This is a genomic window from Micromonospora sp. NPDC005252 (assembly GCF_042872475.1).
Taxonomy (GTDB): Bacteria; Actinomycetota; Actinomycetes; order Mycobacteriales; family Micromonosporaceae; genus Micromonospora.
In genome coordinates this window covers 571,945-595,993 of the sequence record NZ_JBIAKN010000002.1, presented here as the reverse complement: position 1 = coordinate 595,993, position 24,049 = coordinate 571,945, and the positions used below count along the sequence as shown (strand labels likewise).

21 protein-coding genes are annotated in these 24,049 nt (G+C 74.2%); 13 read left to right on the top strand and 8 right to left on the bottom strand.

The features are described from left to right. Positions 1 to 14: 14 nt before the first annotated feature. The 4 genes from ACFYPH_RS08495 (at position 15) to ACFYPH_RS08480 (ending at position 3,698) form a co-directional block, all read left to right on the top strand. The gene (locus tag ACFYPH_RS08495) at positions 15 to 917 is read left to right on the top strand and encodes a histone (RefSeq protein ID WP_387180208.1); all 903 of its coding nucleotides are present in this window, start codon (positions 15 to 17) and stop codon (positions 915 to 917) included. Positions 918 to 1,003: 86 nt separating this feature from the next. Beyond that, entirely contained in the window at positions 1,004 to 2,434 is a 1,431-nt protein-coding gene (locus ACFYPH_RS08490) for an RNB domain-containing ribonuclease (protein ID WP_387180205.1), read from the top strand. Between the two features lie 93 nt (positions 2,435 to 2,527). Then, positions 2,528 to 3,226 carry an NADPH-dependent F420 reductase gene (gene npdG / locus ACFYPH_RS08485; RefSeq protein ID WP_354856662.1) on the top strand — a complete coding sequence of 233 codons (699 nt, stop codon included), beginning with the start codon at positions 2,528 to 2,530 and terminating at the stop codon, positions 3,224 to 3,226. A gap of 121 nt (positions 3,227 to 3,347) precedes the next feature. Next, a complete protein-coding gene (locus ACFYPH_RS08480; protein ID WP_387180202.1) occupies positions 3,348 to 3,698 on the top strand; it encodes a hypothetical protein in 351 nt (116 codons plus the stop codon). A gap of 200 nt (positions 3,699 to 3,898) precedes the next feature. On the opposite strand, the gene ACFYPH_RS08475 is transcribed toward ACFYPH_RS08480, so the two are convergent. The 3 genes from ACFYPH_RS08475 to ACFYPH_RS08465 form a co-directional block, all read right to left on the bottom strand. Then, complete coding sequence (locus ACFYPH_RS08475) at positions 3,899 to 5,149, bottom strand: DUF222 domain-containing protein (RefSeq protein ID WP_387180200.1); 1,251 nt, start codon at positions 5,147 to 5,149, stop codon at positions 3,899 to 3,901. Between the two features lie 406 nt (positions 5,150 to 5,555). Further along, positions 5,556 to 6,401: a 3-methyl-2-oxobutanoate hydroxymethyltransferase gene (panB, locus tag ACFYPH_RS08470; RefSeq protein ID WP_387180198.1), complete on the bottom strand. Its 846-nt coding sequence runs from the start codon at positions 6,399 to 6,401 to the stop codon at positions 5,556 to 5,558. A gap of 152 nt (positions 6,402 to 6,553) precedes the next feature. Next, a complete protein-coding gene (locus tag ACFYPH_RS08465) occupies positions 6,554 to 8,311 on the bottom strand; it encodes an NAD+ synthase (RefSeq protein ID WP_387180195.1) in 1,758 nt (585 codons plus the stop codon). Between the two features lie 238 nt (positions 8,312 to 8,549). Here ACFYPH_RS08465 and glnA point away from each other — a divergent pair, with 238 nt between their 5' ends. The 4 genes from glnA (at position 8,550) to ACFYPH_RS08445 (ending at position 11,676) form a co-directional block, all read left to right on the top strand. Beyond that, entirely contained in the window at positions 8,550 to 9,899 is a 1,350-nt protein-coding gene (gene glnA / locus ACFYPH_RS08460) for a type I glutamate--ammonia ligase (protein ID WP_387180192.1), read from the top strand. Between the two features lie 87 nt (positions 9,900 to 9,986). Further along, entirely contained in the window at positions 9,987 to 10,412 is a 426-nt protein-coding gene (locus ACFYPH_RS08455) for a DUF350 domain-containing protein (RefSeq protein ID WP_354856673.1), read from the top strand. 66 nt (positions 10,413 to 10,478) lie between these two features. After that, positions 10,479 to 11,171: a YafY family protein gene (locus ACFYPH_RS08450; RefSeq protein WP_355135025.1), complete on the top strand. Its 693-nt coding sequence runs from the start codon at positions 10,479 to 10,481 to the stop codon at positions 11,169 to 11,171. A gap of 127 nt (positions 11,172 to 11,298) precedes the next feature. Further along, complete coding sequence (locus tag ACFYPH_RS08445; RefSeq protein WP_387180189.1) at positions 11,299 to 11,676, top strand: VOC family protein; 378 nt, start codon at positions 11,299 to 11,301, stop codon at positions 11,674 to 11,676. Positions 11,677 to 11,855: 179 nt separating this feature from the next. On the opposite strand, the gene ACFYPH_RS08440 is transcribed toward ACFYPH_RS08445, so the two are convergent. Beyond that, positions 11,856 to 12,338: a hypothetical protein gene (locus ACFYPH_RS08440; protein WP_354862339.1), complete on the bottom strand. Its 483-nt coding sequence runs from the start codon at positions 12,336 to 12,338 to the stop codon at positions 11,856 to 11,858. Positions 12,339 to 12,559: 221 nt separating this feature from the next. Here ACFYPH_RS08440 and ACFYPH_RS08435 point away from each other — a divergent pair, with 221 nt between their 5' ends. Beyond that, a complete protein-coding gene (locus tag ACFYPH_RS08435) occupies positions 12,560 to 12,733 on the top strand; it encodes a hypothetical protein (RefSeq protein WP_355064328.1) in 174 nt (57 codons plus the stop codon). Positions 12,734 to 12,890: 157 nt separating this feature from the next. Here ACFYPH_RS08435 and ACFYPH_RS08430 read toward each other — a convergent pair whose 3' ends face one another. Then, complete coding sequence (locus ACFYPH_RS08430; RefSeq protein WP_387180184.1) at positions 12,891 to 13,826, bottom strand: LD-carboxypeptidase; 936 nt, start codon at positions 13,824 to 13,826, stop codon at positions 12,891 to 12,893. A gap of 153 nt (positions 13,827 to 13,979) precedes the next feature. Here ACFYPH_RS08430 and ACFYPH_RS08425 point away from each other — a divergent pair, with 153 nt between their 5' ends. Together ACFYPH_RS08425 and ACFYPH_RS08420 are read left to right on the top strand one after the other, a co-directional pair. Then, complete coding sequence (locus tag ACFYPH_RS08425; RefSeq protein ID WP_354862345.1) at positions 13,980 to 14,747, top strand: type 1 glutamine amidotransferase; 768 nt, start codon at positions 13,980 to 13,982, stop codon at positions 14,745 to 14,747. Continuing rightward, a complete protein-coding gene (locus tag ACFYPH_RS08420) occupies positions 14,747 to 17,785 on the top strand; it encodes a bifunctional [glutamine synthetase] adenylyltransferase/[glutamine synthetase]-adenylyl-L-tyrosine phosphorylase (protein ID WP_387180180.1) in 3,039 nt (1,012 codons plus the stop codon). The genes ACFYPH_RS08425 and ACFYPH_RS08420 overlap by 1 nt, the downstream gene beginning before the upstream one ends. 6 nt (positions 17,786 to 17,791) lie before the next feature. On the opposite strand, the gene ACFYPH_RS08415 is transcribed toward ACFYPH_RS08420, so the two are convergent. Then, positions 17,792 to 19,450 carry a hypothetical protein gene (locus ACFYPH_RS08415; RefSeq protein ID WP_355064334.1) on the bottom strand — a complete coding sequence of 553 codons (1,659 nt, stop codon included), beginning with the start codon at positions 19,448 to 19,450 and terminating at the stop codon, positions 17,792 to 17,794. Positions 19,451 to 19,494: 44 nt separating this feature from the next. Between ACFYPH_RS08415 and mptB (ACFYPH_RS08410) the strand changes: the two genes are divergently transcribed. Then, positions 19,495 to 20,895 (top strand): polyprenol phosphomannose-dependent alpha 1,6 mannosyltransferase MptB, encoded by a 1,401-nt coding sequence (gene mptB / locus ACFYPH_RS08410; protein ID WP_355064336.1) that lies wholly within the window; start codon positions 19,495 to 19,497, stop codon positions 20,893 to 20,895. A 56-nt stretch (positions 20,896 to 20,951) separates the two neighbouring features. Continuing rightward, entirely contained in the window at positions 20,952 to 22,454 is a 1,503-nt protein-coding gene (gene mptB / locus ACFYPH_RS08405) for a polyprenol phosphomannose-dependent alpha 1,6 mannosyltransferase MptB (protein WP_355064338.1), read from the top strand. Positions 22,455 to 22,574: 120 nt separating this feature from the next. Here mptB (ACFYPH_RS08405) and ACFYPH_RS08400 read toward each other — a convergent pair whose 3' ends face one another. After that, a complete protein-coding gene (locus ACFYPH_RS08400; RefSeq protein WP_387180176.1) occupies positions 22,575 to 23,540 on the bottom strand; it encodes a hypothetical protein in 966 nt (321 codons plus the stop codon). Then, complete coding sequence (locus ACFYPH_RS08395) at positions 23,537 to 23,902, bottom strand: helix-turn-helix transcriptional regulator (protein WP_354862354.1); 366 nt, start codon at positions 23,900 to 23,902, stop codon at positions 23,537 to 23,539. Before ACFYPH_RS08395 ends, ACFYPH_RS08400 begins: the two co-directional genes overlap by 4 nt. Between the last annotated feature and the right edge of the window lie 147 nt (positions 23,903 to 24,049).

Genomic DNA, 24,049 nt, shown 5'->3' with positions numbered 1-24,049 from the left:
AGGAGGGAACCACGATGGCCGAAGCACAGCAGGCCACCACCCGTCCGGCCGCCCGACGCACCACCGCGAAGAAGACCGCCGCGGCGGAGCGCAACACGGCGGCGAGCCGGACCACCCCCGTGCGCAAGTCCACCACGGGCGCCGCGAAGGCGCCGGCCCGCAAGGCGGCCGGCGGCGCGGGGCGTGCCCCGGCCAAGAAGACCACCACGGCGGCGAAGAAGGCCCCGGCGAAGAAGGCCGCTCCCTCCAAGACGGCCGCCACCACGACCGCCGCCAAGACCGCTGCGGCGAAGAAGACAGCGGCGGCGAAGAAGACCGCGACCAGGACCAGCGCGGCGGCGAAGAAGGCTCCGGCGAAGAAGGCCCCGGCCAATACCTCGCCCGCCACCCGCAAGACGACCACCGCCGCGAAGCGGACCACGACGTCCCCGGCGCGCAAGAGCACCACCGCCGCGAGCAGGACGACGGGTACGGCGAAGAAGACGACAAGCGCCGCCAAGAAGACCACGGCGTCGGCGGCGAAGAGGACCACCGCCGCCGCGAAGGCGCCCGCGCGCAAGGTCGCGACCAAGGCGTCCCCGGCGAAGAAGACGGCCGCCAAGAAGGCCCCGGCGAAGAAGACGGCGGCGAAGAAGGCGCCCGCCAAGAAGACGGCGGCGAAGAAGACCGCTTCCACCCGCCCGAGCGGCGGCGCCCGCAACGCCCCGGCGAAGAAGGCCCCGGCCGCGAAGGCGACCGGCACCTCGTCGATCACCGCCCGCAAGGCGGCGGCGAAGAAGGCCCCGGCGAAGAAGACCACCGCGGCCAAGGCGCCAGCCCGCACGGTGACCGCCCGCAAGTCGCCCGCCCGCCCGGTCGCCGCACGAGCCACCACCCCACGGGGTACGCGCAGCACCGCCCGCAAGGCGACCGGCTGAGCGCAGGCAGCCTCGGCTCGACACCCACGGAGATCTCGGCCGGTCACCGGAAGCGGATCACCGGTGGCGCTGTCAGGATTGACCCCGTGGTCATCCGACGCGTACTCGCGCCCCGCATCGACTTCGGCGCGCTGCGCCGCGAACTCGGCCTGCCCGAGGGTTTCCCGGCGGCCGCCCAACGGGAGGCCGACGCGGCGGCTGCCGCGCCGCCCCGGCCGTCCGTCGACCGCACCGACATACCGTTCGTGACGGTCGACCCGGCCACCTCACGTGACCTGGACCAGGCGATGCACCTCGCCCGCCGCCCAGGCGGCGGCTACCGGGTGCGGTACGCGATCGCGGACGTCGCGGCGCACGTCGAGCCGGGCGGCGCGCTCGAGGAGGAGACCTGGCGGCGCGGGCAGACGGTCTACCTGCCCGACGGCAACGTGCCGCTGCACCCGCTGACGCTCAGCGAGGGCGCGGCCAGCCTGCTGCCCGACGACGACCGCGCCGCCGTGGTGTGGACCATCGACCTGGACGCCGACGGCGGCACCGTGGCCGTCGAGCTGGAGCGCGCCCTGGTGCGCAGCCGGGCGAAACTCGACTACACCGGGGTGCAGGCGGCGGCCGAGGCAGGCCGACTGCCCGAGCCGATCGCGCTGCTGCCCGAGATCGGCGACCGGCTGACGGCCCGCGGCCTGCGCCGTGGCGCCATCAACCTGCCGCTACCCGAGCAGGACGTGGAGCCCGACGGCGACGGCTGGCGGCTGGTGCTGCGCGGGCCGGTGCCGATGGAGGAGCACAACGCGCAGATCTCGTTGCTGACCGGGATGGCCGCTGCCGACATCATGCTGGCCGGCGGGGTGGGCCTGCTGCGGACGATGCCGGCACCGAGGCCGGAGGCGGTGCAACGCCTGCGGGCGGCCGCCGCTCCGCTGGGCGTGCACTGGCCGGACGGCGCGGGCCCCGGCGAGGTGATCGCCGGCCTGGACGCCGCGCAGCCGCGCTCCGCCGCGTTCATCGACCAGGCGGCCGAGCTGATGCGCGGCGCCGCGTACACCGCCTTCGACGGCACTCGGCCGGAGCAGCCGGAGCACGGCGGGGTGGCCGCCGCGTACGCCCATGTCACGGCGCCGTTGCGGCGCCTCGCCGACCGGTACGCCACCGAGGTCTGCCTGGCCCTGCACGCGGGCCGCGAGGTGCCCGACTGGGCCCGCGCGGCGCTGCCCCGGCTGCCCGAGGTGATGGCCAGCACCGACCGGACCGCCTCGGCGGCCAGCCGCGGCGCCGTCGAGCTCACCGAGGCGGTGCTGTTGGAGCACCGGGTGGGGGAGACCTTCGACGCGGCGGTGCTCGACGTCGACGCCCCGCCCAACGGCAAGTCCCGTCCCCGCCCGCCCGGCGGAACGGTGGCCCTGGACGCCCCACCGGTACGCGGCCGCTGCCTCGGTGCGCTGCCGCTCGGCGAACGGGTCCGGGTCCGCCTGGTCACCGCGGACCCCACGGCCCGCACGGTGCTGTTCGAGCTGGCCTGAGCGGTGTCGTTCGGGAGTGCTTCGCTCGGGTAGCGGGGATTGTCACAGCGGCTCGCGCTGCTGACGGACCGGGCGGTTTGCGAGGATGAGCCCATGGCATACGACGCGAGCACGCTGCCCGACGTGTCCGGGCTGACGGTCGGCATCATCGGCGGCACCGGCGACCAGGGCCGTGGCCTCGCCTACCGGCTCGCCCGGGCCGGGCAGACGGTGCTGATCGGCTCCCGATCGGCGGAGCGGGCCGCCGAGTCCGCCGCCGAGATCGCCGCTCTGCCCCGGATGCCGGCCGACGTCCGCATCACCGGCGCAGCCAACGACGAGGTCGCTCGCCGCAGCGACGTCGTGATCATCGCGGTCCCGTGGGACGGGCACGCCGCCACCGTCGCCGCCCTCGCCGAGCCGCTCGCCGGAACGATCGTCGTCGACTGCGTCAACCCGCTGGGCTTCGACAAGCAGGGCCCGTACGCCCTCCCCGTCGCCGAGGGCAGCGCCGTCCAGCAGGCCGCCGCGCTGTTGCCCGACTCCCGCGTCTGCGCCGCGTTCAACCATGTCAGCGCCCCGCTGCTGGCCGACCCCGAGGTCGACCGGATCGACCTCGACGTGCTGATCTGCACCGAAGACCGGGAACTCGTCGACATCGTCGGGGCGCTCGCCGCCCGGATCCCCGGAATGCGCGGCATCTACGCCGGCCGGCTGCGCAACGCCCACCAGATCGAGGCGTTCACCGCGAATCTGATCGCCATCAACAAGCGCTACAAGGCGCACGCCGGCATCCGCGTCACCGACCTCTGAGAGCGCACGTCCGCTACGGGTAGGGACGGTCGGGCGCACGGCTCTTGGCCGGACGGCCAGGCTCTGCCCGGTCGCTCTGAATCGGCTGGTCAGATGACAGCGCCCTGAGGGACCATGCGGCGTGACCGATGCTGATGGGGTGCTGAGGATCGCGGATCTGCGCCGAGCGTGCGCGTTGCTCCTGGACGCGGCGGAGAGCCGATTCGGTCCGCAGATCCAGCTATCGCACCTCGACGTCGACTACTACTGGAACGTGGCCCTGAGTGCGGCATTTGGCATGGTTCAGCGGCCCGAGTTGGAGATCGACTGCGGGCAGAGTAGCGACGACCTCGCAGAGCTGACGAGCCTCCTACAGCGAGATGATCCGGAGGTCGTCGTGTCGCTGTGGCACGACCTTTCGCATGTGAGCGGGCTCTTGCGGCTGCTGGCGTACCTCGACCTGCCCGACACTCGCCAGGTGCGCGAAAACTAGGTGTCGCTACCGATCGAGCCAGGTGTCGCTACCGATCGAGCCGCCCATGCCGGTCGCGCCGAGGCCGGGCGGCTCGGCCCATGCGCCGCCAGGTTGCACCCCGCGGCACCCCTTGTCGGGTCACGCACGCGCAGCATCTGACCACGAGCTAACGAGGCTGAACGACGGCCCTACTGGGGTGATTGGCTGTCTCGGTGTGGTCACGTCCGCCGGTGGTAGTGGTTGCGGCGGGGGACCTGTTCGGGGTCGAGCCAGGCCGGTGGGATGAATTCGGGGTGGCCGTCGCCGCTCAACTGGACGGTCCAGTCGCTGTGGTGGATGTGTCGGTGGTGGTGGCCGCAGAGGAGCACTGCGTTGGGCAGGCTGGTGTTGCCGCCGTTGGCCCAGTGTCGGATGTGGTGGGCGTCGCACCAGCGGGGTGGGCGGTCGCAGCCGGGGAAGGCGCAGCCGCGGTCGCGGAGCACGAGGGCGCGTCGGAGTGGGCCGGTGATGAGGCGGCGTTGCCGGCCGACGTCGAGTGGTTGGCCGGCGCTGCCGAGGACGGCGGGGAGGATGGCGGCGTCGCAGGCGAGGCGCCGCACGGTCTCCGGGGCGAGCTCGAAACCGGTGTCCAACGTGCCTCCGCCGAGCTGCCGGCCGAGACCGTCGTAGCTGGTGGTGACGACGATCTGCGCGGGCTCGCCGCCGTGCTCGGGTAGCTCGCCGGTACGCAGGCTGAGTCGGCACAGGTCGGCGAGGGCGTCGTGGCGGCGTTGGCCGGGGGAGCGTTGGTCGTCGGGGCCGGACGGCGCGGTCAGTGGGTCGATGGCGGCGCGGAGCAGGCCGGCGGTTTCGGTGTCGAGGGTGCCGGTGAGGCGCAGACGGCCGTCGGTGAGGGTGGAGAGGGTGAGGTGGCGGTCGCGGGCGGCTCGTCGGGCCTCGGCGTCGAGAGCGGCCTGGGCGGCGGCGTCGGCGATGTCGGGGGCGACGTGGTCGACGATGCGGGTGCCGAGTTTGCGCAGCAGGGTGGGGTCGAACTGCCCAGCCCACTCGACCAGCAAGCCGACCGCCTTGTCGGCCGCCGCGCTGCCGGCGGCGGCCTCGACGGTGGTGACGGTGTCGGCGATGACCCGGGCCTGGTCGAGCGTGATGTCGGCGTCGGCCAGTGCCTGTCGTATGCCGGGGTTGCCGGTGTCGAGGGCGGTGGCGAGGTCGACGAGGCGGCGGGCGGCGGGGACGGTGAGGTGCAGGCGCTCGCGCAGCCACACCGCCGTGGAGGACGCGCCCTGCGCGGTCGCCGCGCGCCGGCCGTCGAACTCTCGGATCAGCGCCAGCTTGACGGCGGCGAGGCGCTGCTCGATGCGGTGCGTGGCGTCGAGCGCGGCGACGAGGTCGTCTGCGCAAAGGGCCCAGACCGCCGTGTCGGCGCAGGCCGTGACCGCGGCCTCTGCCTGCGCCAACCCCTCCATCATGGCCCGAGACTAGAACACCTGTACGACATTTTCAGCGACCAAGATCGATTGATCCGTCAGCGCTTCAGACTGGGAGCGGAGGGACCAGCCGGTGAATGGGAACACCGTGCCGCCGGCCCCGCCGCTCCCAGTCCCCTCTAGGCCGTGCCGCCCCTCGTCGTGCCCAAAGGAGGTGGGGCCGGCGAGGAGCGGGCAGCAGGCAATTCGGCCACACCGCCACGCAGATCGCCGGTGGTGACGGCCGCGGCCTGCGGCCCGTGGACTCGGCCTGCGGACTCGGCCTGCGGACTCGGCCTGCGGACTCGGCCTGCGGACTCGGCCTGCGGCCCAGGGACTTGGCCCGTGGCCCAGGGACTTGGCCCGTGGCCCACGGACTCGGCCTGCGGCTCGTGGCCCGTGCAGCGCTCTAGAAGGTGTGTTCGGCTGCCGGGAACTCGCCGCCGCGGACCTCGTCGGCGAAGCGGCGGGTGGCGCCGGTGAGGACGTCGGCCAGGTCGGCGTAGCGCTTCACGAAGCGCGGCGCCTTGCCGGTGCGTAGGCCGGCCATGTCCTGCCAGACCAGCACCTGGGCGTCGGTGTCCGGGCCGGCGCCGATGCCGACCGTGGGGATCGCCAGTTCGTGGGTGATCTGCTTGGCCACCTCACCCGGCACCATCTCCAGCACCACCGCGAACGCGCCGGCCTCGGCCACCGCCCGCGCGTCGGCCAGCACCTCGTCGGCCGTGTCGCCCCGGCCCTGTACGCGGTAGCCGCCCAGGGTGTGCTCGCTCTGCGGGGTGAAGCCGATGTGCGCCATCACCGGGATGCCGGCCCCGACGATCGCGGCGATCTGCGCGGCGCAGCGTCGGCCGCCCTCCAGCTTCACCGCGTGGCAGCCACCCTCCTTCATGAACCGTACGGCGGTGCGCAGCGCCTGGGTGGGGCCCTCCTCGTACGAGCCGAAGGGCAGGTCACCGACGACGAGGGCCTGCTGGGTCGAGCGCACCACGGCCCGTACCAGGGGAAGCAGGTCGTCGGCGGTCACCGGCAGGGTGGTCTCGTAGCCGAACACGTTGTTCGCGGCCGAGTCGCCGACCAGCAGCACCGGCACGCCGGCCCGGTCGAAGATGCCCGCCGTGTACTGGTCGTACGAGGTGAGCATCGGCCACCGCTCGCCACGCTCCTTGGCGGCGATCAGGTCGCGGGTGCGGACCCGACGGGTGGCCGGTCCGCCGTACAGCGCGGTCACCTCGTTGGGAGTGGACTCGGTCATGACTGTCTCCTTCCTCGAGGCCGCCTGCGCGGTCCCCGGGTTCCGTCGCGATCGTCGCACCGCCAGGCCCGGTGACGGCAGGGCGCAGTGGAAGATGTCACTCACGACCGCCGCGCCGGGCCGGGTCAGTCACCCGGCCCGGGAGGACGGGCTCAGCCGTGCTCGCGCCAGCGGTTGGTGATCGGCAGACGACGGTCGCGGCCGAACGCCTTCATGGAGATCTTCGTGCCGGGCGCCGACTGGCGTCGCTTGTACTCGGCGGTATCCACCAGCCGCAGCACCTTGTCGACGACGGCCGGGTCGTGGCCCGACTCGATCAGCCCGTCGCGGCCCAGGTCGCCGTCGACGTAGCCGATCAGGATCGGGTCCAGCACGTCGTAGTCGGGCAGGGAATCGCTGTCGAGCTGGCCCGGGCTCAGCTCGGCGCTCGGCGGCTTGCCGATCGAGTTCTCCGGGATCGGGGCGGTCTCGCCGCGGCGGGCCGCGTCCGCGTTGCGCCACTTCGCCAGCCGCCAGACCAGCGTCTTCCAAACGTCCTTGATCGGGTTGAAGCCGCCCACCGAGTCGCCGTACAGGGTGGAGTAGCCGACCGCCAGCTCGCTCTTGTTGCCGGTGGTGAGCACCAGGTGGCCCTCCTGGTTCGACAGCGCCATCAGGATGACACCGCGGACCCGGGCCTGGAGGTTCTCCACGGCGATCCCGGACAGCGACAGGTTGGCGAGGAAGGCGTCCACCATCGGCTGGATCGGCTCGACGCGGTAGTCCAGCCCGGTGCGCTTGGCCAGGTCGGCGGCGTCCTCACGGGAGTGCTCGGAGGAGTGCTGGCTGGGCAGCGACACCCCGACCACCCGGTCCGGGCCGAGCGCGTCGACGGCGAGGGCGGCCACCACCGCCGAGTCGATGCCGCCGGAGAGGCCGAGCGCCACCGACGCGAACCGGTTCTTGTTGACGTAGTCGCGCAGGCCGAGCACCAGCGCGTGCCACACCTCGGCCTCGTCGGCCACCGGCTCGATCAGCCCGCCGACGGCGGCCGGGCCGGACGGCGCGGGCGGGATCACGTCCACGGTGTGGTGCGCGACCCGCATGTCGTCCGCGACGTTCCGGCTGCCCGGGGCCGTGGTCGCGGCCGGCAGCTCGACGTCGTGCACGAGCAGGTGCTCGACGAACTGCGGGGCGCGGGTGAGCAGCTCGCCGTCGGAGGTGACGATCATCGAGTCGCCCTCGAAGACCAGCTCGTCCTGGCCGCCAATCATGTTGACGTACGCGATGGCGGCGTTCGCCTCGGCGGCCCGGCGGCGAACCAACGGCAGCCGGATGTCGTCCTTGTTCAGCTCGTACGGCGAACCGTTGATGTTGACCACCAGGCCGACGCCGGCCTGCCGGGCGGCGGCGAACGGGCCGCCGGCCTGCCACAGGTCCTCGCAGATGGTCAGCGCGACGTCCACCCCGCCGATCCGCACCACGGTCAGCTGGTCGCCGGAGACGAAGTAGCGGTCCTCGTCGAAGACGCCGTAGTTGGGCAGGTGGTGCTTGAAGTAGCGGGCGACCACCGTGCCCCGGTGCAGCAGCGCGGCGGCGTTGCGGGCACCCCGGCCCGGCTCGGCGTCCCCGCTGATCTGCGGCGGCCCGTCGGCGTCCAGGTAGCCGACCACGACCGGCAGGTCACCGAGACCGTCCTCGGCGAGGTCGGCGGCGAGCCGCTGGAGGGCGGCCTGGGACGCGGCGACGAAGGAACGCCGGAAGACCAGGTCCTCGACCGGGTAGCCGGTCAGCATCATCTCCGGAAAGAGCACGAGCTGGGCGCCGGCGTCGGCGGCCTGGCGGGTCCAGCTGCGGACCAGGTCGGCATTGCCGGCGAGGTCGCCGACGCTCGGGTTGACCTGGGACAGGGCGAGACGCAGGGTGGGCATGTCCTCATCTTGCCTCAGCATGACCGGAGCAATCCGTACCGTCGGACGAGATGGCGGCCACGCGCGAGCGCCGCGCGACGGCCAGGCCGGATCGGTACCGTTCGGCGGCGGGACGCGAGGGGACGGACGGCGGCGGTTCGCGTAACGTCTGCGTAACCAGGCCCGGGAACACTGGGCGGTCAGGTCGGGTACAGCCCGACCAAGGCGGACAAAAGAGTTGTCGCGAGGGGTTGGGGAAGTGGACCGTCAGCAGGAGTTCGTCCTCCGTACGCTGGAAGAGCGGGACATCCGGTTCGTCCGGCTGTGGTTCACGGACGTGCTGGGCACGCTCAAGAGCGTCTCGGTGGCGCCCGCCGAGCTGGAAGCGGCCTTCGAGGAGGGCATCGGCTTCGACGGCTCGGCCATCGAAGGCTTCGCCCGGGTCTTCGAATCGGACATGGTGGCCATGCCCGACCCGACCACCTTCCAGGTCTTCCCGTTCGAGGGTGGGGTCAGCGGCGAGAGCGCCCGGATGTTCTGCGACATCCTGCTGCCCGACGGCGGCCCGTCCTGGGCCGACCCGCGGCACGTGCTGCGCCGCGCGTTGTCCAAGGCGGCCGAGAAGGGCTTCACCTTCTACACCCACCCCGAGATCGAGTTCTTCCTGCTGGAGAATGGCCCGCAGGACGGTTCGGTGCCCACCCCGGTGGACACCGGCGGCTACTTCGAGCACACCACCCACGCGGTGGCCCGCGACTTCCGCCGCCAGGGCGTGCTGGCGCTGGAGCGGATCGGCATCTCGGTGGAGTTCAGCCACCACGAGGTCGCCCCCGGCCAGCAGGAGATCGACCTGCGCTACGCCGACGCGCTGACCACCGCCGACAACATCATGACCTTCCGGCACGTGGTGAAGGAGGTCGCGCTCTCCACCGGTGTGCAGGCCAGCTTCATGCCGAAGCCGTTCACCGACCAGCCGGGCAGCGGCATGCACACCCACCTGTCGCTGTTCGAGGGCGAGCGCAACGCCTTCCACGACAGCGGCGACCCGATGAAGCTCTCCAAGGTGGCGAAGTCCTTCATCGCCGGCCTGCTGGTGCACGCCCGGGAGTACACGGCGGTCACCAACCAGTGGGTCAACTCGTACAAGCGGCTGTTCCCGCAGGCCCTGCCGGACCGGATCACCGAGAGCCCGGCGTACGTCTGCTGGGGTCACCTGAACCGGTCCGCGCTGGTCCGCGTCCCGGCGTACGGCAAGCCGAACTCCGCCCGGGTCGAGGTCCGGTCGCTGGACTCGGCGACCAACCCGTACCTCGCCTTCGCGGTGCTGCTCGGCGCCGGCCTGAAGGGCATCGAGGAGGGCTACGAGCTGCCGGCGGGCGCCGAGGACGACGTCTGGTCGCTGAGCAGCGCCGAGCGCCGCGCCATGGGGTACGAGGCGCTGCCGGAGAACCTGGCCGAGGCGATCGACGTGATGGCCGGATCCGAACTGGTCGCCGAGGTGCTCGGCGAGCACGTCTTCGACTTCTTCCTGCGCAACAAGCGGGCCGAGTGGGAGCAGTACCGCCGCGAGGTCACCCCGTACGAGCGGCAGCGTTACCTGGCGCTGTAGTCGCGGGGCTGACGGGGTGGCGCGCTGCCGCTATCGTCTCGATCACCGCGCCGGTACCCCTCCGGGCGGAGAGTCGGGAGGCAGTCGGTGCTGGAGGACCTGCTCAGCGGTGCCTGGCAGAGCGTCGTGTTCGGGGTCGTGGGCGTCGGGCTCATGGCTGCCGGGTTCGGGCTCGTCGACCTGCTGACCCCAGGGCGGTTGCGGGAGCTGATCTGGGTCGAGCGCAACGCCAACGCGGGGTTGCTGCTCGCCGCCAACCAGCTCGGCATCGCCGGCATCGTCTTCACGGCGATCCTGACGAGCTACAGCGACTTCGGTCGAGGGCTGGCCTCCACCGTGGTGTTCGGGCTCGTCGGGCTGGCCATCATGGCGCTGGCCTTCTTCGTGCTCGACCTGCTCACCCCCGGCAAGCTCGGTGAGGTCATCTGCTCGTCCGAGCCGCACCCGGCGGCCCGGGTCAGCGCCGCCACGCACTTCGGCGCGGCTCTGATCGTCTGCGCCTGCATCGCCTGAGCGGGGTTGCCTGAGCGCGCCGCGTCCCGGGACCGGTCGTCGTACCCCGGCCGTAGCGTGCCGGGTATGAACCGCACGGACCGGCTCTACGCCCTGGTCGAGGAGCTGCGGGCGGTGTCGCCCCGGCCCCGCAGCGCCCGCTGGCTGGCCGCCCACTTCGAGGTGAGCAGCCGGACCATCGAGCGGGACATCGGCGCGCTCCAGGAGGCCGGGGTGCCGATCTGGGCCGAGCCCGGGCGCACCGGCGGCTACGTCCTGGACCGCAGCCGCACCCTGCCGCCGGTCAACCTGACCCCGGCCGAGGCGGTGGCGATGGCCGTCGCGCTGCACCGGCTCGCCGGCACCCCGTTCGCCGGGCCGGGCGCCACCGCGCTGCGCAAGCTGGTGGCGGTGCTGCCGGCCGCCGACGCCGCCGAGGCGCACCGCCTCGCCGGCCGGGTACACCTGATCGGCGACGGGCCGGCCACGCCCGTCCCGGCCACCGTCGCCGACGCGGTCACCGCGCGGCGGGTGCTGCGCATCCGGTACGCCGACCGCGCCGGCACCGACTCGGTGCGCGACGTCGAGCCGCTGGGCTACCTCGGCAACCCCCGACATTGGTATCTGCTCGCCTGGTGCCGGCTGCGCGACGAGCTGCGCTGCTTCCGTACCGACCGGATCGGGGACGTCCGGGCGCTGCCCGAGGTGGTGGTCCGGGAGCTCCGCCTGACGGATCTCGACATCCCCCGCGAACGGGTCCGCCCGCTGAGCCTGGTCTGAGTCGGGTCGGGCACGCGCCGATCTCCGTCGGGTGATCCGGAAACACCGACAGGACGGTGTCGCGGACGGCCCCGAAACTGCTCTGGACGACGGCGAACCGCCGTCCCGGCAACTCTGGAGGCAGCACGTGTCCACGACGCCCATCACCTGGTTCGAGATCGGCACCGACCGGCCGGAGGAGGCGGAACGCTTCTACGGCGAGCTGTTCGGCTGGACCTTCGAGGAGCAGGGCGCCGGTAGCGGCGGGTCCTATCGGGTGACTGGTGCCGGCGGTGACACCGGGATCGGCGGCGCGATCCGGGCGACCGACGGTACGTCCCCGAACTACGCGGTGTTCTACGCCGAGGTCGACGACGTGGCGGAGACCTGCCGGCGGGCCGAGGCCGCCGGCGCGAAGGTGCTGGTGCCGGCGCGGACCGCACCCAGCGGTCTCACGCTCGCCCACCTGCTCGAGCCGACGGGAAATCGCATCGGCGTGTTCGCACCCCCGCCCACCCAGGGCTGACGCGCGCGGCCCCCGCCACGCCGGGGCTGACGTCAGTCCCAGGGGCATGATCGACTCCAGGTCGCCGATGTGGCGGTGTCCGAGTGCGATGGACGCCGCCACATCGGCGAAACGGAGTGGATCACGCGGGACCCCTGGGGGCACGCCTGCCCGGGGTGGTCGGAGGCCGACCTGTCGGGCTACTTGCCCGGCGTACCCGCGGGAGCGCCGTGGCCGTCCGGCCCACGGTCGCCGCCCGGCCCACGGTGGCCGCCGCCGGGGCCAGGGAAGACGCCGGCCTCGACGGCCTTTGTGATGGCGTCGGCCTGCTCCTGGGTGAGCTTGCCGTCCTTGACCGCCTGGTCCAGCCGCTCCTTGAGCGCGGCCTGCCGGTCCTCGGCGGACGGGCGCGCCGGACGATCGGCGGGCCGGTGCTGCTCGCGGACCTTCTCCAGCGCGGCGGTCACCTTGTCGGTGGGGACACCCAGCTCCTTGGCGAGCGCCTCGGCGAACTCACCCTGCCGGTCCGCCTTCGCTCCGGGAGCGGTGGCGGTGCTGGCGCTCGGGGTCGGCGTCGGGGTGCCCGCGGCGAACGCGATCGTCGGGGCGGCGATCCCCACGCCGAGGACGCCCGCGGTGGCCAGGCCGGCCAGCAGGTGCTTCCTACGGATGGTGCGGGACATGCTGTCCTCCAGAAAGTCGGTGATGCGGCAATGTCGTCACCGACAGTGACGGCTGATTCTGGGCGCGACCCGTGGCGACCCTGTCAGCGAGCTGAAAATCGAGCAGCGGGCTGCCCGTCGAGCAGCGGGCTGCCGATCGTGGCGGTGCGCGGGGAAATCGGTTGTGTCGTCGTTGGTCAGGCGGTCAGGGTTGGTGGCCGCCAACGGAGGGACACCTCGCGATGACCGTCGAGATTCGGGAGATTCCTCTCACCGGGTCGGACACCGGCCCGTACGGCATCACGGTTGGGCCCGACGGCGCGTTGTGGCTGACGCTGGTCCAGGCCGGCGGGATCGCCCGCCTGGGGCCCGACGGCGAGACGGAGTCTGGGCAGCCCTGGAGATCGGCGCAGTAGCCCACCCGACCCCAACCCCCACCCCCACCTCCACCCCCTGACTCTGGTGATCAAGAGGTTTGCGTCACGATCCGGCCCGAAAATGACCCAAACCTCTTGATCACCGGGGCGGGAGGCGGCCGGGAGGCGGGCCGGGCGGAAGGGTGGGAGGCGGGGGCTAGCGGACGGCGGGGGTGGCCGTCAGGGTTCCGGTGTCGGTGTCCAGGGTTGCGGTGGTGCCTACCGGGACGGTCAGCTGGTCGGGGCCGTGGCCGATGGGGAGGCCGCCGAGGATCGGTACGCCCAGGTCGCCGAGGCGTTCGGTGAGGACGTCGACGATCGTGGTCTCCCAGCCGTCGCCGCAGTCGGAGAACTGCCCGACCGCCACACCGGCCAGCCCGTCCAACGCTCCGGCGCGGCGCAGGTGGGTGAGCATCCGGTCGACCTTGTACGGGGGCTCCTGCACGTCCTCGATCAACAGCACGGCACCGGTCAGATCGGGCAGGTCCGGAGTGCCGATCGACGCGGCGATCAGGCACAGGTTGCCGCCCAGCAGGGTGCCGGTGGCGCGACCCGGCACCCGTACGCCGAAGGTCTCCTCGGTGGGCACCGCCTCGACGGTCACCGGCTCGGTGGTCATCAGCGCCGCGTGCAGGGACTCGGCGGAGCGCAGCGACGTCCGCTCGTCCCGCCAGGCGGCCCCCGGGCCGTGCACCCCGGCCAGCCGGGCGCCCCGCCACAGGGCGAGCTGCAACGCGGTGATGTCCGAGAAGCCGGCCACCACCTTCGGGTCGCGGCGGACGGCGGCCATGTCGATGGCGTCCACGATCCGCTGGGCGCCGTACCCGCCCCGGGTGCAGATCACGCCGCGCACCTGTGGGTCGGCGAACGCCGCGTTCAGGTCGGCGGCCCGCAGGTCGTCGGTGCCGGCGAGGTAGCCGTGGCGGGCGTACGCGTTCGGCGCCGGCACCGGCCGCAGGCCCCACCCGGTGAGCAACTCCATCCCCCGGGCGACCCGCTCCGGCGAGGTCGGCCCGGACGGTGACACCAGCAGCACCGTGTCCCCGGGGCGCAGGACGGGTGGGCGGACGACTGCCGAATCCTCGTTGATCACAACCGCAGAGCCTAACGACACCGCGGAGCCTGACGAGCAGCGAACGCCGGCCGTCGACGCCGGTGGGCGCGCCGGCCAGCAACCCCGGCGCGCGGCGGGGGGATCCGAGTGGCGGGGCGTGGCGCTGCGGGACGTACCGGCTAGCCTCGACGCGTGGCAACCGCGCTGGTGATCGAGAACGACCCGACGGACGACGCACGCCGGTTGGGTGAGTGGCTGACCGAGGCTGGGCTGGAGCTGTGGGTGGTCCGCCCGCACGCCGGCGACGAGCTCCCCGCCGACCTGGAGGGGTACGCGGCGCTGGTGGTGCTCGGCGGCGACCAGCAGGCGTACCCGCTGCCGGACGGCTCGCCCGGCGCACCCTGGTTCCCGGCCGTGGAGGGGCTGCTGCGCAAGGCGGTCCGGTACCGCGTGCCCACCCTGGCCGTCTGCCTGGGCGCGCAGCTGCTCGCCACCGCGCACGCCGGGCTGGTCGAGCGGAGCCCGTCCGGGCCGGAGATCGGCCCCGGCGTGGTCGGTCGGCGTGACGCCGCGGAGGGCGACCCGCTGTTCCGGTACGTGCCGCTGATCCCGGACGTGCTCCAGTGGCACTCCGACGAGATCACCGAGCTGCCCCGGGGCGCCACCCTGCTGGCGGCCTCCACCCGGTACCCGCACCAGGCGTTCCGGCTCGGCGACCGGGCCTGGGGGCTGCAGTTCCACATCGAGTGCGACACCGCGATGATCGCCGACTGGGCCACCGACTCGGCCCAGCTCGCGGAGCTGGGCTACGACCCGGAGCTGGTCGTGGCGGCCTGCGACTCGGTGATGGTCGACGTCGAGGAGGTCTGGCAGCCGTTCGCCGCCCGGTTCGCGGCGCTGGCCCTCGGCGAGCTGGACGACAGCACGACGCGGCGGGGCCTGCCGCTGCTCGGGCACTGATGAGCCGGCCGACGAGGGCGCCGGGCCGGCTCGCCCGCTACGGCTTCGGCGTCGCCGAGGGCGACGGCGGAGCCCGCGCCGCCGACCTGCTCGGCCCGGACGGGTTGGGCCTCTGGCAGCCGGTCGAGCAGGAGCCGGTCGACGAGCCGGCCAGGGAGCTGCTCGCCGCGCTGTCCCGGGCCGCCGACCCGGATCTGGCGCTGCGCCAACTGCACCGCATCGTCGAGGCCGAACGGCGCATCAGCGGCGACGGCGCGCCTGGCGGCAGCGGCGTGAGCTCGCCGCTGATCGCGGAGCTGCTCGCCGACCCTGGGCTGCGGCGTCGACTGATCGCCGTCCTGGGCGCGTCGTCGGCGCTCGGTGATCATCTGGTGGCCAACCCGGAGCACTGTCTGGCGCTGCGCACCGCCCCGGACGGGCTCGCGCCGATCGCCGAGGGTCGACTGGAACCGGCCGGCGACGGCAACCCCGTGGCGGTGCTGCGGACCGCGTACCGGCTGGCGTTGCTGCGGATCGCGGCGGCCGACCTCACCGGCGGCCGGGCCCTGGAGCAGACCATGGCGGCGCTGTCCGCGCTGGCCGACGCGACGCTTGCCGCGGCGTACGAGATCGCCGTCGACGAGCTGGCGGAGGGCACCGAGCGACCCCGGCTGGCCGTGGTGGCGATGGGCAAGTGCGGCGGCGGTGAACTGAACTACGTCTCCGACGTGGACGTGATCTTCGTGGCGGCCGAGGACGGCGACCTGCCCGCCGCGACCCTGGTGGCGACCCGGCTGATCCACATCTGCGGGCTTGTCGCCTGGCCGGTGGACGCCGCGCTGCGGCCCGAGGGCAACCGGGGCCCGCTGGTGCGCACCCTCGCCAGCCACCTGGCCTACTACCGGCGGTGGGCGCGCACCTGGGAGTTCCAGGCGCTGCTCAAGGCCCGTCCGGCCGCCGGGGACCTGCTGCTGGCACAGGAGTGGATCGACCAGCTCGCCCCGCTGGTGTGGCGGGCCGCCGAACGACCCGAGGCGGTCGAGGACGTCCGCGCGATGCGCCGCCGGATCATCGACAACATCCCGCCGAAGGAGCTGGAACGCGAGATCAAACGCGGTCCCGGCGGGCTGCGCGACATCGAGTTCGCCGTCCAGCTCCTGCAACTGGTGCACGGTCGCGGCGACGAGACGCTGCGGGCGCCGGGCACCATCCCGGCGCTGCGTGCGCTGGTCGCGGGCGGCTACGTCGGCCGCGCCGACGGCGAGTCGCTGCTGCGCGGCTACCGCTTCCTGCGCAGCGTCGAGCACCGGCTCCAGTTGCAGGCCCTGCGGCGTACGCACACCGTGCCCACCGAGCCGTCCGCGCTGCGCTGGCTGGCCGCCGCGCTGGGTTTCACGGCCACGCCGGGACGCAACGCCGTGGAGAGCTTCCGGGCCGAGTGGGTCACCCACGCCACCGAGGTACGCCGGCTGCACGCCAAGCTGCTCTACCGGCCGCTGCTGGAGTCGGTGGCCCGGGTGCCGGCCGACGGGCTGCGGCTCACCCCGGAGGCCGCCCGGCACCGGTTGGAGATCCTCGGCTTCGCCGACCCGGCCGGGGCGCTGCGTCACCTCCAGGCGCTCACCGGCGGGGTGAGCCGTACCGCGGCCATCCAGCGGACCCTGCTGCCGGTGCTGCTGAGCGAGTTCGCCGACGCGCCGGAGCCGGACCGGGGGCTGCTCAACTACCGCAAGGTCTCCGACAAGCTGGGCAGCACCCCCTGGTACCTGCGGCTGCTGCGCGACGGCGGTCCCGTCGCGCGGCGGCTGGCCCGGGTCCTGGCCCTCTCCCGGTACGTCGCCGACCTGCTCGCCCGCGATCCGGAGGCGCTGCGGCTGCTGGCCGAGGAGAACGAGTTGGCGCCGCGCCCACGGGCGGTGCTGCGGGAGGGCTTCCTGGCGGCGGCGGCCCGACACACCGACCCGGTCGAGGCGACCCGCGCGGTGCGGGCGCTGCGCCGCCGGGAACTGGTCCGCGTGGCGTGCGCCGACGTGCTCTGCCGCGCCGGCGCGCTCGCTCCCACCCCGACCCGGCCGGACGGCACGACGCGGCCGGCCGTCGGCCTGGCCGACATCACCGAGGTCGGCACGGCGCTCTCCGACGTCACCGACGCCACTCTCGCCGCCGCGCTGCGCGCCGCCCGGGCCAGCCAGCCGGCGCCGGCCGGGCTGCGGTTCGCGGTGATCGGGATGGGCCGGCTGGGCGGGTACGAGTCGAACTACCTCTCCGACGCCGACGTGCTCTTCGTCTACGACCCGCCCGCCGACAGCGGCGAGAGCGCGGCCAGCGCCGCCGCGCACGCGATCGCCGAGGAGCTGCGGCGGCTGCTCGGGGTGCCCGCCCCCGACCCGCCGCTCGGTGTCGACGCCGACCTGCGTCCGGAGGGCCGGCAGGGTCCGCTGGTGCGCAGCCTCGCCGCGTACGCGCAGTACTACGCCCGCTGGTCGCGGGTGTGGGAGGCGCAGGCGCTGCTGCGTGCCCGGTTCGTCTGCGGCGACGCCGACCTGGGCGCCGAGTTCGAGGCGATGATCGAGCCGGTGCGCTACCCGGCCGAGGGGCTGACCCGCGAGCAGATCGTTGAGATCCGCCGGATCAAGGCCCGGGTGGAGACCGAGCGGCTGCCGCGCGGCGCCGACCCGGCCACCCACACCAAGCTGGGCCGGGGCGGGCTGGCCGACGTGGAGTGGGCGGTCCAGCTCGTCCAGCTCCGGCACGCCGGAGCGATCCCGGAGCTGCGCGGCACGCGTACCCTCGATGCCCTCGCGGCCGCCGAGCGGGCCGGCCTGATCGACCCGGCGGACGCCGCCGAGATGGCCGCCGGCTGGTCCCTGGCCGCGCAGGTCCGCAACGCGTTGATGCTGGTCCGGGGCCGCGCCGGTGACCAACTGCCCCGGCACGGGGTGGAGCTGGCCGGGGTGGTCCGGCTGCTCGGCCGCGACGACCCGGGGGAGTTCCTGGACGAGTACCTGCGCACCGGCCGGCGCTCGCGCGCCGCCGCGCAGCGGGTGCTGGAGGCGTAGCGCCGGTCAACTGCCGACGGTGTACTCGCCGGCGTGGGGAACGGTGACGACGCTCCAGACCCCGTCGGCGGAGACGGTGGCGCCACCGGACGCGGCCAGCCAGCGGCTGTAGCGGACGCGGACCGCGACCGGGCCGGCGGTCGGGGCCCGGAAGGTCAGCGCCGCGCCGTCGGCGCGGACCAGCTCGGCGGGCGCGGCGACCAGCGGCGTCGGGTCGGCCACCGCCCAGACCCGCCAGTGCGCGCCGGACCAGACCGGCGTCAGGTACGGCAGGCCGCCCTCGACCAGCTCCGCCTCGGCCCGTCCCACCCAGGACAGCGGGGCGTCCGGCACCGCCACGTACTGCACGGCGTTCTCCGCCAGCCAGGCCCGGTAGCTGGCCGGGGTCAGCGGCACGCCGGTGCCGGTCGCGCCGGGCACGGTGGTGAAGAACAGCGGGTTTCGGTCGATGTCGGCCTGCCGCAGCCAGCCCCGGGCCAGTGGCACCTCGCCGAGGCGGGCCGCCTCCCAGTAGTTGCGCGTCGGCGGCACCTCGACCCGGCCGGTGAGCCGCTGCCCGGCCAGGAACGCGCGCAGCGGCGCGTGGTAGCCGGGCGCGCTGATCGGGTCGCCGATGCCGCGCAGGTCGGCGGGGACCACCGGCGGCTGCCACCCGCAGACGGCCACCAGCAGCGCGGTCAGGCCCACGGCGCCCAGCAGGCGAGCACGCCGCGACCGCTCGGGCGTCGCGGTGCTGGGCGGCGCGGCGTCGGGCCGGGCGGCATTGGGCGGCGCGGGGCGGTCGGCGTGCCGGCGGGCGAGGCGGGCGAGGCGGGCGGTGAGCCAGGCTGGTGGCCGGGCGGCGGCGGCCAGCACCGGCAACGCGAACATCGTCGCCAGCCGGGTCGCGTTCAACCCCACCGGGGTGTGGACCAGCGCGGCGGCGAGCACCCCGGCGGCGGCGAGGAGCGCGCCGACCCGCACCGGCCGGTACGCCACCAGCGCCGCCACCACCAGGCTGGTCACCACCGCGCGCAGGGTGTCGGTGCGGCTGATGTTCATCCAGCCGCCGTCGCCGAAGAGCAGCGCGGTCGCGGCCAGCGGCACGGCCGCCGCGACAGCGAGCGTCAGACCGTCGGCGTAGCGGCGGGTGAGCAACAGCGCCACGCCCGCCAGGCCGACGAACAGGCCCGCCACCGGGCTCGTCGCCGACGCCAGCAGCGCGCCGACCGCGGCGAGCGCGAGCCGCCGACGCGGGGGTACGCCCCGAGTCAGCGCCAGCAGCGCGGCCAGCCCGAACGCCACCCCCAGGGCGTACGTCACCCGGCCGGAGACCAGGTTGCCGGTCAGCGTGACCACGCCGACCAGGCTGCCCAGCAGCGCTCGGGGCACCGGGCTGCGGACCAGCAGCGCGGCCAGCGCGGCGGCCGACGCCACCAGCGCCAGCGCACCGGTCACCCGCACGCCGAGCAGGGCCATCACCGGCTGGGACACGAGGCTGTAGCCGAACTGCTGCACCCCGCCGTACCAGCGCAGATCGATCGGTGTCAGGCCGTGGGCGGCGAAGAAGTCCGCCCGGGCGACCTGTGCGGCCAGGTCCGAGCCCATCAGCGGCAGGGCCAGCCAGAGCGCGCCGAGCACGACTGCGGAACCGGTGGCCACCGCCACCACCCGACTGCGCCGCATGCCCACCTCCGTACCGCGACAACCGTACTGGCAGCATGTCCGGCGTGCCTCACCACCTCGCGCGCTGGACCGGACTGGCCGGATCGGCGTTGCTCGCCGTCGCCGCGTTCCTCGGCGGCGCCCTGCCCGGGTCACCCCTGCGCCCCACCCCGGTCAGCATCTGGCAGGGCCCGAACGGGCCGCTGGTCCTCGCCGCCTGGCTGGTCGGCACCGCGCTGCTGGCGTACGCCTGGTGGTCGTTGCGCGAGCGCGTGCCATCGACCCGCTGGGCGCTGGTCACCGTCGGGCTCTGGCTGCTGCCGGTGCTGATCGCGCCGCCGCTGGCCAGCCGCGACGTCTACGCGTACGCCTGCCAGGGCGCCAGCTACGCCGCCGGGATCAACCCGTACGAGCAGGGGGTGTCCGCGCTGCCCTGCCCCTGGCTGGACACCATCTCCTACATCTGGCGCGACACGCCGGCGCCGTACGGGCCGCTGTTCGTGGTGCTCGCCGGCGCGGTGGTCAAGGCCACCGGCTCGCTGACCGGCGCGATCGTGGTGTTCCGGCTGATCGCCGTGGCCGGGGTGGCGCTGACTGCGGCCAGCCTGCCGGTGCTGGCCCGTCGCGCCGGCGTACCGGCTCCCCGGGCGGTCTGGCTGACGCTCGGCTGCCCGCTGGTCGCCGTGCACCTGGTCTCCGGCGCGCACAACGACGCCCTGATGGTCGGCCTGCTGGTCGCCGGGCTCGCGGTGATCGCCTCGCGGCCCGGCCGCCCCGGTCCGCTGCTCGCCGGTGGCGCGCTGCTCGGGCTGGCCGCCGCGATCAAGGTGACGGCGCTGGTCGTGGTGCCGTTCGCGGCGCTGGCGGCGATCGTCGGCGGGTACTCGATCCGCGCGCTGATCCGCCACGGCGGCTGGGTCGTCGGCGGCGCGGTCGCCGTCGTGGTCGGGGTGACCTTCGCCGCCGGACTGGACTTCGGCTGGGTCGGCGGCCTGGCCCGAGGCGGCGACGTGATCGCCTGGACGTCGCCGTCCACGGCGGTCGGCCAGACCGTCGGCTACCTGGCGGTGCCCTTCGGCGGGCACCTCGACGCCCTGCCGGTCACCCGGGGGATCGGCATGGCCGTGCTGGTGCTGCTGCTGGTGTGGCTGTGGTGGCGGGCCCGCACCCGGGAGCCGCTGTGGCACGCCGCTCTGGCGCTGGCCGCCACGGTCGCCCTCGCGCCGCTGTTCCACCCCTGGTACTGGATCTGGCCGCTGGCCGTGCTCGCGGCCACCGCCCGGCGTACCGGATGGTTCACGGTCGTCGCGCTTGTCGCGTCGTTCCTGGTGCTGCCCGACGGCACCGGGCTGCCCCGGTTCACCAAGTCGGTCGGGGCGCCGCTGATGACGCTGTTGGTGATCGTGCTGGTCATCCGGTTGGTACGGTCGGCTCGGGCGGCCCGTCAGCCGGTCGCCGCCGACTGAGGGACGGTGCGCCGGTAACCACTCCCGGCGTACCGCCGCCGCTCTACGGTCTTTCGGTGGCCCGTTTTGCCCGGTATGCCGGCCTGGTCGGCGCGATCCTGCTCACCGTTGCCGGGTATCTCGGCGGGGCGCTGCCCGACGCCCCGCTGGGCGCGACACCGGCGTCGATCTGGCGAGCCCCGCACGGCCCGACGACGCTGACCTGCTGGCTCATCGGCACGGCGCTGCTGGTCGGCGCCTGGTGGTCACTGCGCGCCGGTGCGCCGTCGGGTCGGTGGGCGTACGTCACCGCCGGGCTGTGGGCCCTCCCGCTGCTGGTCGCGCCGCCGCTGGGCAGCCGGGACGTCTACTCGTACGCCTGCCAGGGCTGGACGTACGCGCACGGCGTCGACCCGTACGCGGTTCCGGTGGCGGCGGCCGGCTGCCCGTGGCTGGAGACGGTGGCGCCGATCTGGCGGGACACGCCTGCTCCGTACGGGCCGGTCTTCGTGCTGCTCGCGGCGTTCGCGGTGGGTGTCGGCGGCGGCCTCACCGGCACGATCGTGGCGCTGCGGGTCATCGCCGTGGCGGGCCTGCTCCTGGCGGCGTACTGCCTGCCCGGCCTGGCGCGGGCGGCCGGCGTGCCGACCCGGCGAGCGGCCTGGTTGGCGCTGGCCGCGCCGGTGGTCGGCGTGCACCTGGTGGCCGGGGCGCACAACGACGCCGTGATGCTCGGGCTGCTGCTGTGCGGGCTGCTGGTGGTGGTCCGCCGGCCGGGCCGGCCCGCGGCGCTGCTGCTCGCCGGCGTGCTGCTCGGCCTGGCGGTCACGGTGAAGGCCACCGCCGTGGTGGTCGCCCCGTTCGCCGCGCTGGCCGCGGTGCACGGCCGGCACACCGTACGCGCGCTGCTGCGCGACGGCGGCTGGCTGGCCGGCGGGCTGCTGGCCGCGCTGCTGGTCACCTCGGCCCTGTCCGGCCTCGGCTTCGGCTGGGTGGGCGGGCTGACCCGCAGCGGAGACTCCGAGCAGTGGACGTCACCGCCCACCGCCGTCGGCCTGGTGGTGGACTACGCCGGCGCGCTGGTCGGGCGGGACCCGCAGGCGGTGCCGGTGACCCGCGCGGTCGCGTTGGTGCTGCTCGCGGTCGTGCTCCTGGTGCTGTGGTGGCGCGCCTGGCGAGAACTGCGGGCTGGCCCGCCCGGAGCGCCGCCGCGAGAGCTGCGGGCAGATGATCGCGATCCGAGCGGCGTGGACAGGCCGGCGGCCGGCTCGGCGCGGTGCCGTGCGGCACTGCACGGCGCGGGCCTCGCACTGGTCGCCACCGTCGTCCTGGCCCCGGTCTTCCACCCCTGGTACGCGACCTGGCCGCTGGCGCTGCTCGCGCTCACCTCCGCCCGGACCACGTGGTTCGCGCTGCCGGTGGCGGTCGCGGCCTTCCTGGTCCTGCCCGACGGCACCAACCTGGCCCGCTTCACCAAGGCCCCCGGCGCCCTGGCGATGACCGTCCTGCTCCTCTTCCTGCTCCTTCGGGTGCGGGAGCGGGTGCGGCGGAACGGACCGGAGCGCCGGCCACGTTCCTGACCATCGGTCCGGCGCGCAAGATCGTGCTCGAACGTGGATGTAGTGGCTTCTGGCGCGATCGAGACCACTACACCCAGGATCGAGCACGATCTTGGCGCGGCGCGGCGCGGCGCGGCGCGGTCAGCGGTGGGCGCTCGGCGCGGCGGGCCGGGCCAGCCGGGTGCGTACGGCAAGTGCCACCGGCAGCAGGGCGGGACCGACCAGGCCGACCACTGCCGCCGTCGCGGCGAGCGTCGTCCAGTTCGGGGGGAACGCGGCCGGCATGCCGTCCGCGGCCCCGGCCAGCGGTTGCAGGACCAGCAGGCCCACCGGGGTGAGCAGGATCAACAGGGCCCAGCCGCCTCGGTGGTCGCCGCGCAGCGCCAGTCCCGCGGCGAGCAGCACGGCGACCGCGAGCACCGCCACGGCGGCGTTGTGCAGGGCCTGACCCGCCATCACCGCGCGGTAGGTCCAGGCGAAACTGGAAGGCGTCACGCTCGCCGCCGCCGCCAGACCGGTGACGGCGGCGACCAGCGGCGTCACCCGCAGCGACACCGGCCAATCGCGGGACGCGCCGAGCGCCACCAGCCCCAACCCGACCTGGGGGAGCAGTACGAACAGCGGCGGGCGGGGCAGGTCGGTGAGCGCGGCGGCGGGGATGAGCGCGACCGTGAGAGCCACCGCGAGCGCGACCGCGCGTCGGTGCCACAGGCCAGGTGTCAGCGCCTGCGCCGCCGCGGCGAGCAGCCAGCCGACCCACGCCACGATGCCGAGCGAGACGAACGGCCCGACCGACGGCTCACCGAAGCCCGGCGGTGCGGGGCGCAGTTCGAGCACCGTCCACATGCCGGCGAGCATGGCGGCGGTGAACAGGGCCACGGCGGCCGCGAGGCGTACGCCCGGGACCAGATGGATCACGCCGGCGGCGCGTACCCGCTGGCGGAGCCCGCCGCGCAGGAGGTCCGCGGCGTCCGCGGGCGCCGGCCAGCGGCGGCCCGGCGTGGCCAGGTCCAGGTACGTGCCGACGATCTCGGCGCCACGGGAGCGCCGGTACTCGGTGGGGTAGGCGAGCAGCAGCCACAGGTAACGTCGCTCAAGATCGGTCATGCCAACCCTCCGGCGATTCGCGGGGTGGCGGGCCGGGCGGTGCGGGCCCGCTCGGCCAGCCGCTTGGTGGCGGCCTCTACGTTGCGCCGGAGCCGCTCGGTCTCGGCGCTCAGGGTGGCGTCACCGGTGGGGGAGAGCCGGTAGTAGCGGCGCAGACGGCTGTCCACCACCTCCTCCCGGTCGACCTCGACGAGACCGGCGTCGACCAGCCGGTCGAGTGCGCCGTAGAGCGTCCCGGGGCGTAGCGACACGCGGTTGTCGGAGAGAACGGCGACCTCGCGGATCAGCCCGTAGCCGTGCATCGGCTCGGCGGCGAGCGCGGTGAGGATCAGGAAGGTGGGTTCGCGCAGTGGTGTATCCATCGCCGTAATATATCGGATGCGAAGGTATCCCGGTGGGCGGTCACGAAACGGGCCAGGCCGGCTCCGCGATCGCGGGGCCGGCCCGGCCGGTGGTGCGGGGACTGCTCAGCAGTCGTAGGCAGTTCAGCAGTCGTAGTACATGGCGAA